This window comes from Pseudomonas sp. St316, from assembly GCF_018325905.1.
Classification (GTDB): Bacteria; Pseudomonadota; Gammaproteobacteria; order Pseudomonadales; family Pseudomonadaceae; genus Aquipseudomonas.
The window spans coordinates 932,305-947,046 of sequence record NZ_AP021901.1 but is presented as its reverse complement, the minus strand read 5'-3'; the positions used below and the strand labels follow the sequence as shown (position 1 = coordinate 947,046).

17 protein-coding genes are annotated in these 14,742 nt (G+C 60.1%); 9 read left to right on the top strand and 8 right to left on the bottom strand.

Annotation, left to right across the window (positions count from 1 at the left end):
* Positions 1 to 6 precede the first annotated feature (6 nt).
* From proB to rplU, 4 genes are all read right to left on the bottom strand, one after another.
* On the bottom strand, positions 7 to 1,125 hold the full coding sequence (gene proB, locus KI237_RS04120; RefSeq protein ID WP_212800552.1) for a glutamate 5-kinase: 1,119 nt from the start codon (positions 1,123 to 1,125) through the stop codon (positions 7 to 9).
* A gap of 325 nt (positions 1,126 to 1,450) precedes the next feature.
* A complete protein-coding gene (cgtA, locus tag KI237_RS04115; protein ID WP_039593902.1) occupies positions 1,451 to 2,674 on the bottom strand; it encodes an Obg family GTPase CgtA in 1,224 nt (407 codons plus the stop codon).
* A gap of 190 nt (positions 2,675 to 2,864) precedes the next feature.
* Entirely contained in the window at positions 2,865 to 3,122 is a 258-nt protein-coding gene (rpmA, locus tag KI237_RS04110) for a 50S ribosomal protein L27 (RefSeq protein WP_003176049.1), read from the bottom strand.
* Between the two features lie 35 nt (positions 3,123 to 3,157).
* Positions 3,158 to 3,472 carry a 50S ribosomal protein L21 gene (gene rplU / locus KI237_RS04105; protein ID WP_003176051.1) on the bottom strand — a complete coding sequence of 105 codons (315 nt, stop codon included), beginning with the start codon at positions 3,470 to 3,472 and terminating at the stop codon, positions 3,158 to 3,160.
* A 239-nt stretch (positions 3,473 to 3,711) separates the two neighbouring features.
* Here rplU and KI237_RS04100 point away from each other — a divergent pair, with 239 nt between their 5' ends.
* From KI237_RS04100 to KI237_RS04090, 3 genes are all read left to right on the top strand, one after another.
* Positions 3,712 to 4,680, top strand: a complete 969-nt coding sequence (locus tag KI237_RS04100) for a polyprenyl synthetase family protein (RefSeq protein ID WP_212798911.1) — start codon at positions 3,712 to 3,714, stop codon at positions 4,678 to 4,680.
* Between the two features lie 204 nt (positions 4,681 to 4,884).
* Positions 4,885 to 5,226 (top strand): zinc ribbon domain-containing protein YjdM, encoded by a 342-nt coding sequence (locus tag KI237_RS04095; protein WP_003205741.1) that lies wholly within the window; start codon positions 4,885 to 4,887, stop codon positions 5,224 to 5,226.
* A gap of 206 nt (positions 5,227 to 5,432) precedes the next feature.
* Positions 5,433 to 5,690: a PA4570 family protein gene (locus KI237_RS04090; protein WP_003205743.1), complete on the top strand. Its 258-nt coding sequence runs from the start codon at positions 5,433 to 5,435 to the stop codon at positions 5,688 to 5,690.
* Positions 5,691 to 5,806: 116 nt separating this feature from the next.
* Here the strand turns inward: KI237_RS04090 and bamJ are convergent, their stop codons facing one another.
* From bamJ to KI237_RS04070, 4 genes are all read right to left on the bottom strand, one after another.
* A complete protein-coding gene (gene bamJ, locus KI237_RS04085) occupies positions 5,807 to 6,424 on the bottom strand; it encodes a BamJ family beta-barrel-assembly machinery protein (protein ID WP_212798910.1) in 618 nt (205 codons plus the stop codon).
* 204 nt (positions 6,425 to 6,628) lie between these two features.
* Positions 6,629 to 7,117 (bottom strand): TIGR00645 family protein, encoded by a 489-nt coding sequence (locus tag KI237_RS04080; protein ID WP_014340287.1) that lies wholly within the window; start codon positions 7,115 to 7,117, stop codon positions 6,629 to 6,631.
* A 132-nt stretch (positions 7,118 to 7,249) separates the two neighbouring features.
* A complete protein-coding gene (locus KI237_RS04075; protein WP_013694243.1) occupies positions 7,250 to 7,591 on the bottom strand; it encodes a PA4575 family protein in 342 nt (113 codons plus the stop codon).
* A gap of 266 nt (positions 7,592 to 7,857) precedes the next feature.
* Complete coding sequence (locus KI237_RS04070) at positions 7,858 to 10,296, bottom strand: Lon protease family protein (protein WP_212798909.1); 2,439 nt, start codon at positions 10,294 to 10,296, stop codon at positions 7,858 to 7,860.
* A gap of 288 nt (positions 10,297 to 10,584) precedes the next feature.
* On the opposite strand from KI237_RS04070, the gene KI237_RS04065 reads away from it, so the two are divergent.
* The 6 genes from KI237_RS04065 to KI237_RS04040 all read left to right on the top strand — a co-directional run bounded on the left by KI237_RS04065 (position 10,585) and on the right by KI237_RS04040 (position 14,729).
* A complete protein-coding gene (locus tag KI237_RS04065; RefSeq protein ID WP_003185616.1) occupies positions 10,585 to 11,073 on the top strand; it encodes a DUF3015 domain-containing protein in 489 nt (162 codons plus the stop codon).
* 88 nt (positions 11,074 to 11,161) lie between these two features.
* Entirely contained in the window at positions 11,162 to 13,015 is a 1,854-nt protein-coding gene (locus tag KI237_RS04060) for an Lnb N-terminal periplasmic domain-containing protein (RefSeq protein ID WP_212798908.1), read from the top strand.
* Between the two features lie 102 nt (positions 13,016 to 13,117).
* Positions 13,118 to 13,474, top strand: coding sequence for a hypothetical protein (locus tag KI237_RS04055; protein WP_212798907.1), 357 nt, complete (start codon positions 13,118 to 13,120; stop codon positions 13,472 to 13,474).
* A 70-nt stretch (positions 13,475 to 13,544) separates the two neighbouring features.
* On the top strand, positions 13,545 to 14,036 hold the full coding sequence (locus KI237_RS04050; RefSeq protein WP_212798906.1) for a GreA/GreB family elongation factor: 492 nt from the start codon (positions 13,545 to 13,547) through the stop codon (positions 14,034 to 14,036).
* A gap of 229 nt (positions 14,037 to 14,265) precedes the next feature.
* Entirely contained in the window at positions 14,266 to 14,409 is a 144-nt protein-coding gene (locus KI237_RS04045) for a hypothetical protein (RefSeq protein WP_212798905.1), read from the top strand.
* 161 nt (positions 14,410 to 14,570) lie between these two features.
* Positions 14,571 to 14,729 (top strand): hypothetical protein, encoded by a 159-nt coding sequence (locus KI237_RS04040; RefSeq protein WP_212798904.1) that lies wholly within the window; start codon positions 14,571 to 14,573, stop codon positions 14,727 to 14,729.
* Positions 14,730 to 14,742 lie beyond the last annotated feature (13 nt).

Below are 14,742 nucleotides of genomic sequence, written 5' to 3'. Positions count from 1 at the left end.
TTTTCCTTAGACGAGGATCAGGTTGTCACGGTGAACCAGTTCAGGCTCCGCCATGTAACCCAACAGACCGACAATCGCATCAGACGACTGACCGATGATTTTCTGCGCTTCCAGCGCGCTGTAGTTGGCCAACCCACGGGCTATCTCGCGACCGTCCGGGGCCACGCACACCACCATTTCGCCCCGACGGAAGCTGCCCTGGACCAGCTTCACACCCACTGGCAGCAGGCTTTTGTTGCCTCGGGACAAGGCCGCGACCGCGCCTGCGTCCAACACCAGGGTGCCGCGGGTCTGCAGGTGCCCGGCCAACCACTGCTTGCGTGCCGCCAGCATGCCGCGCTCAGGAGAGAGCAACGTGCCGATGCGCTCGCCCGCTTTCAGGCGATCCAGCACCCGTTCCAACCGACCGCCGACAATGATGGTGTGCGCCCCGGAACGCGCCGCCAGGCGCGCCGCACGCAGCTTGGTCTGCATGCCGCCACGGCCCAGCGCACCACCGGTGCCACCCGCCACCGCGTCCAGCGCCGGATCGTCGGCGCGGGCTTCGCAGATCAGCTTGGCGTCAGGGTTGTTGCGCGGGTCGGCGTCGAACATGCCGTCGCGGTCCGTGAGAATCACCAGCAGATCCGCCTCCACCAGGTTCGCCACCAGCGCCGCCAGGGTGTCGTTATCGCCGAAACGGATTTCGTCGGTGACCACCGTGTCGTTCTCGTTGATCACCGGGATGACTTTGAGCTCCACCAGCGCGCGCAAGGTACTGCGGGCATTGAGGTAGCGCTTGCGGTCGGACAGATCGTCATGGGTCAGCAGGATCTGCGCCGTATGGCGACCGTGCTCGGCGAAGCTTGATTCCCAAGCCTGCACCAGGCCCATCTGGCCAATGGCGGCGGCAGCCTGCAGCTCATGCATCGCGCTGGGTCGCGACGTCCAGCCCAAACGGCTCATGCCAGCTGCCACAGCCCCCGAAGAGACCAATACCAGCTCGACGCCAGCCTCATGCAAGGCCACCATCTGCTCGACCCACACCGCCATTGCCTGGCGGTCCAGACCCTTGCCATCCGCCGTCAGCAGTGCGCTGCCGATCTTCACGACCCAGCGCTGCGCACCCGTCACCTTGCTCCGCATCATCTTCAACCTTTGCCAGCGAACGGCGCGACCCAGCGCCGCCCATGGGATTATTCGTATTTGCGTTTTACAGATACCAAAACGCCGCTCGAATGAGCGGCGCCTTGGAAACCGGCTGGCTGCGATGATAACACTGCACTGAACCACTTGAACCTGCCCCCCGAGAATCCTTGGGGGATGAGCCTGTGGGAGCAAGGCTTGCCCGCGATGACGCCATCACATCCAACACCTTTGCTGGCCGTAAAATCGCTATCGCGAGCAAGCTTTGCTCCCACAGGTTCGCTCACACAGGCCTTAGCCCCAACTGAGCGGCAACAGCACCAGATCAGTCGCGAACGTAGATGATTTCCGGACCGTCTTCGTCATCCACATCTTCTTCGTCCCAATCGTCGTCACCGATGTCATGGACCGACTTGACGCCGCTGCGACGCAGGGCTCGCTGGTCGTCCAGCGCCTGCAGCTGGGCACGGGCCTCGTCTTCGATGCGCTGATCGAGTTCGGCCAGCTCTTCCTTGTAGGCCGGATCGTTGGCCAGGCGGTCGGCGCGATCTTCCAGGTAACGCATGATGTCGTGGCACAGGCGCTCGGTGTTTTCCTTGGCGATGGCCGAGATCACGTAGACCGGACCTTCCCACTCCAGGCGATCGACGATTTCCTTGACCCGCTCCTCATGCTCTTCCTCAAGGATCTGGTCGCACTTGTTCAGCACCAGCCAACGGTCGCGCTCGGCCAGGGCCGGACTGAACTTGGTCAGCTCGTTGACAATGACTTCGGCGGCATCGGCGGCACTGGTTTCATCCAACGGCGCCATGTCCACGAGGTGCAGCAACAGGCGGGTACGGGACAAGTGCTTGAGAAAGCGAATCCCCAGGCCCGCGCCCTCGGAAGCCCCTTCGATCAACCCCGGGATGTCGGCGATCACGAAGCTTTTCCAACGGTCGACGCTGACCACGCCCAGATTCGGCACGAGGGTGGTGAACGGGTAATCGGCGACTTTCGGCTTGGCCGCCGACACCGAGCGAATGAAGGTACTTTTACCGGCGTTCGGCAGGCCCAACAGGCCCACGTCGGCCAACACTTTCATTTCCAGCTTCAGGTCACGCTGCTCACCTGGCTTGCCTGGCGTGGTCTGGCGCGGCGCGCGGTTGGTACTGGATTTGAAACGGGTGTTGCCCAGGCCGTGCCAGCCGCCATGGGCGACCAACAGACGCTGACCGGCCTTGGTCAGGTCGCCAATCACTTCCTGGGTGGCCGAATCGATCACCGTGGTGCCGACTGGCACGCGCAGGATCAGGTCTTCGCCCTTCTTGCCGGTGCAGTCGGTGCTGCCGCCGTTGGAGCCACGCTCGGCATCGAAGTGCCGGGTGTAACGGTAGTCCACCAGGGTGTTGAGGTTTTCGTCGGCGAGCATGTAGATCGAGCCGCCGTCACCCCCATCACCACCGTTCGGACCACCGTTTTCAATGAACTTTTCCCGACGGAAACTCATGCAACCATTGCCGCCGTCGCCGGCCTTTACTCGAATCGATACTTCATCAACAAACTTCATGACACACGCCTCTCGCCATACGGACGAGCCAAAAAAACAAGACATAAGACTCTTGCAAAAATGAGCGCAGCGGCCTGATGAAACGCCCCAATTGCAGCGTCGACGGCCCATACAAACAGTTTTGCAAGAGACTCACCCCACAAACGAAAAAGCCCCGTCGCAAGACAGGGCTTTTCCAGCATTCTCGCGATTAAGCCGCGACAACACTCACGTAACGGCGGTTGAACGCGCCCTTTACTTCGAACTTGATCACGCCTTCGATTTTAGCGAAGAGGGTGTGATCCTTACCCATGCCAACACCGTAACCGGCGTGGAATTGGGTGCCGCGCTGACGCACGATGATGTTGCCCGGAATGATTTTCTGGCCGCCATACATCTTCACGCCAAGGCGTTTGGCTTCTGAGTCGCGACCGTTACGGGTACTACCACCAGCTTTTTTGTGTGCCATGAGTTCAATTCTCCTAGTGAGGAATTAGGCTGAAATTAAGCCTGAATACCGGTGATTTTGATCTCGGTGTACCACTGGCGGTGGCCCATACGCTTCATGTGGTGCTTACGGCGACGGAACTTGATGATGCGGACTTTATCGTGACGACCTTGGGAGATCACTTCAGCCACAACGGTAGCGCCAGCAACGACTGGAGCGCCGATATTCACGTCATCGCCATTGGCGACCAACAGAACGCGATCAAAAGTCACGGATTCGCCGGTAGCGATTTCCAGTTTTTCGATCTTCAGGTATTCACCTGGGGCGACCTTGTATTGCTTGCCACCAGTAACAATTACTGCGTACGACATGGTATTTCTCCGATAATCCTGCTCACCCAGCGCTTTATAAGAAGAGGTATTGGCTGGCATGGCTGCATGGGCTGGAAGGCCCGGATGCAATTGCGTAAGGCAGGTGCTGCCCAGGAAGTTCAGGGTGCGCGATTGTACGCAAGCCAGCAGTCCCTTGCAAGTGGCCGTCCATCGCGCCTTGACACCTGCGGATGTGGGTCCTAGCATGCCGCGCAACCCTTCTGGAGCACCTGTCGCTGATGCAACCCCAAGCTTTCTACCGCGCGGTGGCGGACGATTTTAGCGCCGTCGACGGCATCATCAAGAAGCAGCTGACTTCCCGAGTGCCGCTGGTATCGAAAATCGGCGACTACATCACATCGGCTGGCGGTAAACGCCTGCGTCCTTTATTGGTACTGTTGTGCGGCAAGGCCTTGGGTCGCGAAGGCGACGACATGCGCCTGCTGGCCGCCACTATCGAATTCCTGCACACCGCGACCCTGCTGCACGACGACGTGGTCGACATGTCCGGCATGCGCCGTGGCCGCTCGACTGCCAACGCCATGTGGGGCAACGCCCCGAGCGTGCTGGTGGGCGACTTCCTGTATTCGCGCTCGTTCGAAATGATGGTCGAGCTGGGCTCGATGCCGGTGATGAAAATCCTGTCCCAGGCCACGCGCATCATCGCCGAAGGCGAAGTGCTGCAGTTGTCCAAGGTACGTGACGCCAGCACCACCGAAGAAACCTACATGGAAGTCATCCGCGGCAAGACCGCGATGCTCTTCGAAGCCTCGACCCACAGCGCCGCCGCCCTGGCCGGTGCCAGCGCCGAGCAGAGCGAAGCGCTGCGCACCTTCGGCGATCACCTGGGCGTGGCCTTCCAGTTGGTGGACGACCTGCTCGACTACAAGGGCGATGCCGAGACCCTGGGCAAGAACGTCGGTGACGACCTGGCCGAAGGCAAGCCGACCCTGCCGCTGATCTACACCATGCGCGAGGGCACGCCTGAACAGGCGGCACTGGTCCGCCAGGCGATCCAGAAAGGCGGTATCGAAAACCTCGAAAGCATCCGTGTCGCGGTTGAAGCGTCCGGCTCGCTGGACTACACCGCGAAACTGGCCCGGGACTACGTTGCCCGCGCGATCAAATGCCTCGACGCCCTGCCAGCCAGCGAATACCGCGATGCGCTGGTGGAGCTGAGCGAGTTTGCGGTGGCGCGTACCCACTGACACACAGGGCTTTTGTGGGAGCAAGGCTTGCCCGCGATGACGACGATGCGGTTCTTCAGAAACCGAGTCGCCTGTATCGCGGGCAAGCCTTGCTCCCACAAATCCTCTCGCCACAGGATATCCAGACGCGGCACCGCCCCTCTTTCGCAACAAAACCCTATATAATGTGCGCCCTTTTGCCCTCCTGATACCCAAGGAACCTTAGTGAGCACGTTGCCTCCCTGCCCGAAATGCAATTCCGAATACACCTACGAAGACGGTACTCAACTGGTCTGCCCGGAGTGTGCCCACGAATGGTCCGCCAGCGGCGAAGCTGAAACAGTGTCCGACGATACCGTGAAGAAAGATTCGGTCGGCAACGTCCTGCAGGATGGCGACACCATCACCGTGATCAAGGACCTGAAGGTCAAGGGCACGTCGCTGGTGGTCAAGGTCGGCACCAAGGTCAAGAATATCCGCCTGTGCGATGGCGACCACGACATCGACTGCAAGATCGACGGCATCGGCCCGATGAAACTCAAATCCGAGTTCGTCAGAAAAGTCTGATTCTGCTGTATTCCATCCCACGCCCCGCGTGTGGGATGGAGCTTCGCCTTCCCCCGCTTTAGCCCCCTTTTCTGGCGCTAGCCAGGTGCCAGCCGTCTTGAGCTGCCACAACCCATCATCAGAAAAACAATCGCAACGCCAATAGAGACTTGCTATTTAGCGAATAAGAATTATTCTCATCGGACCCCATCAAGGAGATGAGAACCATGACCTATTTGATCGATGCCTGGCTGGACCGCCCACATCCCTACCTCAGGATCCTGCATCGGGAAACCGGGGAAGTCTGTGCGGTGCTTGAAGAAGAGGCCTTGAACGAGCTGCAGGACCAAGGGGATCTGGACCTCAACAGCCTCAACTCCAGCGAGCCGCTGGTGCTCAAGGAGCTGGTGCGCAATCTGTTCCTGTTCTGCTACGCGCGGGCGTTGCGCCCGACGGGTGATTTCAGTGGCAGGTTCCACGGATGAAGCGATGGATCCTGTGGGAGCGAGCTTGCTCGCGATAGCGCTATGACAATCAACGCGGATGTTGAATGTAAGTCCGCCATCGCGAGCAAGCTCGCCCCCACAGGTATTCCAGGGTCTTACAGTACGTCCAACAACTCGACGTCGAACACCAGCACGCTGTGCGGTGGAATGCTGCCAACACCTTGAGCGCCGTAAGCCAGTTCGCTCGGCACGTACAGGCGCCATTTGCTGCCGGCGTTCATCAGTTGCAGGGCTTCGGTCCAGCCTGGGATCACGCCGCCTACCGGAAATTCGGCTGGCTGACCACGATCGTAGGAGCTGTCGAACACAGTGCCGTCGATCAGGGTGCCATGATAATGGGTACGCACCTGGTCTTCACGGGTCGGCTTGGCGCCTTCACCTTGGGTCAGCACTTCGAATTGCAGGCCGGAAGCCAGGGTGGTGATGCCTTCACGCTTGGCGTTTTCGGTCAGGAACGCACGGCCTTCGCCAGCGGCGGCTTCGGCCTTGGCTGCGGCTTCGGCCTGCATGATTTCACGAATGACCTTGAAGCTGGCGGACATCTCGTCCTGGCCCACGCGGCTTGGCTTGCCGGCGAACGCGTCGGTCAGGCCGGCCAGGATTGCGTCCAGGCTCACGCCCGGTGGCGGGTTGTCGCGCAGTTGGTCGCCCAACTGACGGCCAATGCCGTAGCTGACGCGGGTTTCGTCGGTGGACAGGTTAACTTCGGACATGATGCTGCTCCGCTGTGCGGACGGCTCGAGAGTTGCCGTGCGTGACACAGCGCCTCCCGGAGCGCCCGGAACCAAAAGGGCGAGCAGACTAGCACAGATGGCCCCGCGGGTGACGAGCCCCCTGCGCCAAAGCCACCCGCCGGAAACGACAACGCCCGCCTGCAATTCAACAGGCGGGCGTTGCGCCAGCGCGGTGAACGGACCTCAGTGCTTGGTCAGTTTGTCCAGGTAGCCCATGGCGAAGGCCGAGACCACGAAGGTCATGTGGATGATCACGTACCACATCAGGTGCTCGGGATCGACGTTCTTGGCGTCCATGAAGATGCGCAGCAGGTGGATGGAGGAAATGGCCACGATCGAGGCAGCGACTTTCATCTTCAGCGATGAAGAGTCCATGGTGCCCAGCCAGTTGAGCTTTTCCTTGTCGTCGGCGATGTCCAGTTGCGAGACGAAGTTCTCGTAGCCGGAAATCATCACCATCACCAGCAGGCCGCCCACCAGCGCCATGTCGATCAACGACAGCAGGACCAGGATCAGGTCGGACTCGGCCATGGAAAACACGTTGGGGATAACGTGAAAGACTTCCTGGAAGAATTTCAGCGCCAGGGCCAGCAAGCCCAGGGACAGCCCGAAGTAGATCGGCGCCAGCAGCCAACGGGAGGCGTACATTGCGTTTTCGATAAAGCGTTCCATTGAATCTCACACCAGGGCTGAAAAATCGCGGCGAGTATATCAGCCACGACCGGCCCCACAAATGCCGGGGCCCTCCCTGGTCCCTGCCCTTGTGACAAAATCTTACTGCCGGTGCCCGTGCGGTGATGGCCTTCAATGCAGCGGACGAAACTCGAAGCCGCCGACGTTGCGACAACGGCCTCCATTGATTTCACGCAGTTGAGCTTGCATGTGCAGGGACCAGATCTGCGGGTCGTCGGCCAGCTCGTAGCCGTGCAGTGTCAGGCTTTGCACAATGGTATCGAGGATGGATTCGGCGGCAGTCGGGCCGGGGAATGGCCCTTGGGCCTTGATGGCAGAAGGTTGTTCACCGGCCATTCCGGCGGCGAAGAGCAAGGTCCACATACCGGTATCTCCCGCCAGGGGGCGGATGGCGCATTCGATACGGGTGACAAGGCCCAGGCATTGGCGAGTGAGGCAAAGGTTGCGCGACATGGCGGCGCCCCTCGGTAGATCCGGTATTCAGCCCCGGGAGGAGGCTGTTTCGATCCGATGATGACTCTCGTTATCCTTGAGCTGAGGATAGAAGAAAAGTTCCGAGCGCAAGGACTTTCGAGACCAGAATGCGCCGAGCGGTCACAGTGTGAATATTGACGCCAAAGTGGTGGCGTTTTGTGAAGTAATCCACAAAAAACTGTGGGAGCAAGCTTTGCTCCCACAGGCTTGCTCCCACATTGGACTTACCAGCGGTCAGGAAACCGTCACGCCGGCTTGGCCTCCGCCAAGGCTTGCTGTGCCAGTTCCTTTTCCGCTTCCTTGATGTCGTCCTCGCTGATCATTTCCGCGATCACCCGCAGCCGCTCCACCACCCGGGCGTTGACGCTGCCCTCCGGGAACTCGCCGTTTTCGTCCGGCTCGCCAGCAGGCTCGCCCACCAACAGGCTCAGGGCCTCGTCGGCCTGGCGCACCGCATAAACGTGGAACTGCCCGGCGCGCACGGCGGCCAGCACTTTCTCATCGAGCATCAGGGTCGCGACGTTGGCCTGGGGAATGATCGCCCCCTGCTCACCGGTCAACCCGCGGGCTTCACAGAGGCGGAAGAAGCCTTCGATCTTCTCGTTGACCCCGCCCACCGCCTGCACTTCGCCGAACTGGTTGATCGAGCCGGTGATGGCAAAGCATTGCTTCAACGGCGTCTTCGACAGGGCCGAGATCAGCGTACAGGCCTCGCCCAGGGACGCGCTGTCGCCGTCCACGTAACCGTAGGACTGCTCCAGCGCGATGCTGGCCGAAATCGCCAGCGGGAACTCCTGGGCATAACGGCTGCCCAGGTAGCCGGTGAGGATCATCACGCCCTTGGAGTGGATCGGCTGGCCAAGGTTGACCTCCCGCTCGATGTCGACGATGCCGCTACCGCCCGGGTACACCGTGGCGGAAATCCGCGCCGGCACGCCAAACGCCGAGTCGCCAACCTCAAGCACCGTCAGCCCGTTGCATTTGCCCACGGCCGCGCCCGCGGTGTCGATCAGGATGATCCCGGCCAGCATGTCGTCGAGGATTCGCGCCGAGACACGCCCGGTACGGGTGGCCTTGGCCTTGAGGGCGCGTTCGATGTGGCCGGCGTCGGTCATCTCGTCACCGGCCAGTTGGCGAATGAAATCCGCCTCGCTGACCAGTTGGAACAGGTCACCGATGCGCGCCGACAAGCGCCCCTGGTGTTCGGCCAGACGCGCACTGTAGGTCGCCAGGCGCGCTACCGCGTCGGCGGTCAGCGGCGCCATGCCCTCTTCCGAAGTGCGGGTCTTGAGCAACTGGGCGAACTGCTCCAGGCTCTCGTCGCCCATCGGGATGTCTTCGTCGAAATCCACCAGCACGCGAAACATTTCCTGGAAGTCCGGATCCAGGTCCTGCAACGTGTAATACAGCTGGCGAGCACCGATGATCACGACCTTGACCTGCAACGGGATGTGTTGCGGTGTAAGGGTGACCGTGGCCAGCCGTCCCAGCTCACCCAGTGGCGATTCCATCTTCAGCTTGCGCGATTGCAGGGCGCGTTTGAGCGCATCCCACACAAACGGCTCACTGAGCATTTTTTCTGCTTCGAGAATCAGGAAACCGCCATTGGCCCGGTGCAAGGCGCCCGGACGCAGCTGCCGATACGTGGTGTAGAGCGCGCCCTGGTCGGTGCTGTACTCGATGCGGCCGAACAGGTTGTCGTAGGTCGGGTGCGGCTCGAACACGACCGGGGCGCCACCGCTGAACGGATGCCCGACCATCAGGCTCGGGGCGTATTGCTCCTCCAGCAGCTTGCGGGCGATGGCGTCGGTCTTGCTGTCGTCCACCAATTGCTCGACCACGGTCTTGAGCAGATAGACCTGCATGGCCTGCAGGTAGCCGCAGACCGCAGCGTTTTCTGCGTACTTCTCCGACAGTGGTGCCAGCAACGGTTGCAGGGCCAGGGTGATGGTTTCTTCGTTGAGCTGGCGCAACTGGTTGCTGGACTCGCGCTTCCATTGCGGCAGGCTGGCGAGCTCTTCGTTCAAGCGCTCTTCCAGGCCCGAGATGTCCTCATGGAAACGCTCGCGCTCGGCTTCCGGCAACTGGGCGAACTCCGCTTCATCCAGGGCCTTGCCTTCGCTCATTGGCGTGAAGGCGATGTTGCTGCTGTCACGGTACAGCGCGACATCCTTCTCCAGCGCCAGGCGCTCGATGATATCCAGGGCACGGTCGTAGCGCTGGTTGAAGGCGCGGTCGATGGCGCTTTTTTTCTGCTGGTAGGACGGGTGCTCGAACACCGCTGGAAAGGTCGCCAGCAGGTTGTCGATCAGGCCGTTGATGTCGGTGATGAAGGCACCGGCCGTGCCTGACGGCAGTTCCAGGGCACGGGGTTCGCGGGGCTCATCGAAGTTGTTGACGTAGACCCAGTCCGCCGGGGTCTGCAGGCGCTTGCCTTCGGCCTTGAGGTAGCGTTTGACGAACGAAAACCGGCCAGTGCCGGGCTCGCCCATGACAAATACGTTGTAACCGGGGCGCGGCATGGCCACGCCGAACTGCAAGGCTTCGACCGCACGTTCCTGGCCAAGCACACCGCGGAAGGGCTCCAGATCATTGGTGGTAGAGAAGCTGAACTGTTCAGCGGAAAACGGACGAGTCAGCGCTTCGGGCGCTAGACGCAAGCTGGCAGCAACAGGATCAGGCATCGGGCTTCCTTACATCAGGCGGGGCAGATAGCGGCATTCTGGCGCCGCCTGTACCTGACTGGCAAGGAGCGCCTCTGCCCAAAGCATAGTCAACGGGAAAACCTCGGGCGGGGCCCCGCAAATAGATGATCCTCAGTAATGTTTTTGCAAAATGTCACGGAACCCCAGGATCGTGCCTAAACTCCAAATTGCGCGGCTGGAACAATAACCGGCCCCCTGGCACGCGTGGTTGAAGCCACAAAGGCGCCAGACCCTGTCCATTGGTATGCACATAAAGAGAACATAGCTATGAAACGGATTCTTCTCGGTACTCTCTTCACCGCTGTATCCATCAACGCCATGGCTCAGGCGCCGGGCGGCCCGGATTGCGGCTGGGGCAACATGCTGTTCGAAGGTCAGCGTGGCACCCCGGCTCACTTCCTGGCATCCACCACCAACGGCACTTCCGGTAACGCTACATTCGGCATGACATCCGGCACCAACGGTTGCTCGACCAACGCGGCACTGACCTACGGTGGCAAGTCCTGGCTGGCCATGAATGGCATGATGAACGAGCTGTCCGAAGACATGGCCAAGGGTCAGGGCGAAGCGCTGACCACCTACGCCGTGGTACTGGGCGTAGCGCCGGAAGACCGTGCGCATTTCTCCGCTGTCACCCACGAGCACTTCCAGCAGATCTTCAGCAAGGCTGACGTGACCGCCGAAGACGTGCATACCAATACCCTGGCCGTGCTGAAAAGCGATCCTCGCCTGGCCAAGTACGCCACTCAAGCTTAAGCTCGACACCACTCGCTCCTCTCGGGGAGCGGGTTTTCTTTTTGGGGCCCCTTCGGTCTTTATTTTTCGTCTTTCCAAGTAGCCGACTATGCTCAAACGCCTTGCCTGGCTGGCGCTCTGTGTGTGCGCCCCGCTGTCCGCCGCGCCTCATGTCGACCCTCAACGTTTGCAGCAACTGGCCAATGATCGCTTCTGGATTTCCCTGGGCCACTACGAGACCGCCAAGCTCGGCGGTTGGCGCAGCTATGTCAGCGACAAGAAATTCTTCCTCGCGCCCGATGGCAACGAACATCCCGCGCGTGAACTGAGCGCCACGCTAGAAGCCCTGTATGGCCCGGCCAGCGCCGGCCAGCAGCATGCCCAGTGCGTGTACCCGGCGCGAACACGCTGGCTCAAGGCCCAGCTCAACCTGACGAATCTGCCAGCCGTCGACTGCAGCGACTTCAAGCAATGGTTCAAGGACGTCTCGCCCCACAGCGCGGTGATGATCTTTCCCGCCGCGTACCTGAACAGCCCCTCCTCGATGTTCGGTCACACCCTGTTGCGCATCGACCAGGCCGACGTGCAAAGCGACAAGACCGCCCTGCTCAGCTATGCGATCAATTTCGGCGCCTACATCGAAGGTTCGGACAACAGCATCCTCTATGCCTGGAAGGGCTTGATGGGCGGTTATCCCGGCCTGTTCGCCCTGGTGCCGTACCAGGAAAAACTCTCCGAGTACCGTAGCCTGGAGAACCGCGACCTGTGGGAATATCGCCTGAACCTGAGCCAGGCGGAAACCGAGCGCATGGTCGAGCACGTCTGGGAACTCAAGCAGATTCAGTTCGATTATTTTTTCTTCGACGAAAACTGCTCCTATCGCCTGCTCGAATTGCTGCAAGTGGCTCGCCCCAGCCTGCGCCTGACCGAACAATTCCCGCTGACCGCGATTCCCACCGACACCGTCAAGGCAGTAAAAGAAGCCGGCCTGGTGGAAAGCATCCAGTATCGACCGTCCCGGGAACGGGAACTGCTCAGCCGCGCCGAACCGCTCAGCGATGATGAACAGCAATGGGTACTTAAAGTCAGCGCCGACCAGCAACAACTGCAAACCCCAGGCTTCAAGGCGCTGCCACGAGCGCGCCAGGCGCTGATCATTGATGCGGCCTATCGCCTGGAGCGTTATCGCGCCAATGGCCAGGAGCGCGATCCACAGCGGGCCCAGCGCAGCTTCGAACTGTTGCGGGCGATCAACCAGAACCCCGCACCGGAACTCGATATCCCACAACCGGGCCTGCCCGAAGACGGTCACCAATCACGCACCTGGCAGGCCGGCCTTGGCACGCGAGGCGACCGGGCGTTCGGCGAGTATGGCCTGCGCATGGCCTATCACGATCTCAACGACAACGCCGAAAGTTTCCCCTTGGGCGCGCAGATCGAGATCCTGCAGTTAAAACTGCGCCAGTACGAAGGCAATGACTGGCAGGTGCAACAACTCGACCTGGCAACCATCCGCTCGCTGACGCCGCGCAATGAGTTGCTGCAGCCACTGTCCTGGCAGGTCACTGGCGGCCTGGAACGGGTACCGGGCAAACACGACGATGAAACCTTGGTCAGCCATGTCAACGGCGGCGCGGGCGGCACCTGGGCGCTGGGCGAAGATATGCTGGGCTTTGCCCTGGGCACGGTACGCGTCGAGCACAACAACGACTTCGCCCAATTCATCGCCCCGGCCGCCGGTTTCAACAGCGGTGTGCTGTGGAAAAACCCGCTGGGCAACCTGAGCCTGGAAGCCAAGGGTGATTATTTCGTCAACGGCGAAGTGCGCCGTAGCCTGAGCCTGAATCAGCAGTGGGAACTGTCCCGCAACCTCGGCCTGCGCTTGAGTGCCCAGCGGGAATTCAGCCAATTGGCTTCACCGGAGAACGAGGTGATGCTCGAGGTGAAGTGGTACCACTACTGACCGGACTGGGCAACGAACGGATTAATCACCGCGCTTTCACGCCTTTCTGACGAATCCACTTCTAGACTTCTTGTATGAGCGGGATTCGGCAGGAAAGCACAAATGAAGCGCGTGGCAGTGGTCTTGGGTATGTTGATGTTGCTCGGTGGCTGTGAAACCACCCACGAAGACCTGGTCGCCCGGGGCTATCCACCGGCGTTTGCCGACGGCTACGACGATGGTTGCAGCAGCGGCCGGCAAGCGGCGGGTGTGATCACCGGCCAATTCCGCAAAGATGTGCCGCGCTATCTCAAGGATCCACGCTACGCCGAAGGCTGGAGCGACGGTTTCCGCCAGTGCCAGGCCATGCGCGAGAGCGAAGAGCGCAATGCCTATCGCGAACGCCATTGGGATGAACGTGAACGGGCCTGGCAGCAACAGAAAGACCAGGACGCCGCCCGGGCTTATCGCTCGCCGTAAGTCGCGTACAGACATCCATCGAAACCAAAACCCTGCGACCATGGCCCAAACTCCAATAGAGGAGAACACCATGAGTCGCGCTTTCGTCAACGAAGACAACGCCACAGCCCAGGCCGACCAACCGGTCGAACGCCAGGTCAGTGCGCAACCCAACTACGTCACCCCCGCCGGACTCGCCCAATTGCAGGCCCGGGTCGCCCAATTGCAGGCGCTGCACAGCCAGCAGACGGCCAGAGGGGAGCAGGCAGACAAGCAGCGCATCGCGGACATTGAAAGGGATCTGCGCTATTTCAACCAGCGCCTGCAAAGCGCCCAGGTCGTTGCGCCGACTTCATCCGATCAAGTGCGAATCGGACATTGGGTAACCTTTGTCGACGAGCATGATCACGAACAGCGAGTGCAACTGGTAGGTGAGGACCAGGCCGATGCGACCAGTGGACTGATCAACTGGGGCTCGCCGCTAGGGCGAGCGTTGTTGGGAGCGAAGGCAGGGGATGAAGTGATCTGGGAACGACCGGTTGGGAGTCTCGCCATTGAAATCATTGCGATAGCGCTTGATTAAGCGACAGTTATTAAGTGCACCGATAAAACATTTAAAACTACTCTCATCATCAACCGGATGGGAGTTTTAGGCGCTCTAGCACTAGAGTGTAGCAACAGCAAACTACATGCCTGTAGCAACATGTAACTGCAACATAAGGTCATAACGACAAGTTGGTGTTAAATCAGGAGCATGCTACTGTTTTTTCCGCACCAGAACAGGTGCGCAATAACAGCAGAGGAACCACATAATGAGCGAACAAATACTGGCAATGTCAGGCGACTTCGACGGTGACTTCAAGTCCTACCAGCAAGTTAACAGCCTTGGCATCGAGTCAGCAGTACTGACCATTGTCGAGTGCGGCACCGCAGAGTGCACCGCCCTTTTGTGCTAAATCCCACCCCTTCAAAGTCACCCCATGCAACACGACTTTGATATCCTTAATCCCATTCATAAAAAACTTCATTTTACATACTACAGTTCGACCGTAGTGACTGGCTTCCGATTGACCGCAGGTCGCTGTACGTGATGTTCAATAACTGATGAGGAAATACCATGAGCGAAAAAATCCTGAACATGTCCGGTGACTTCTATCTCGAATTCGACGCTTACCAAGCGCCGGCCAAAAATATCGGCTCGATGCTGGTAACGACGATGGAGTGCAACACCTTTGGAACGTGCACCAACATTGGATGTTCGACACTCGGGTGTTAAACCCCGGTTAGCC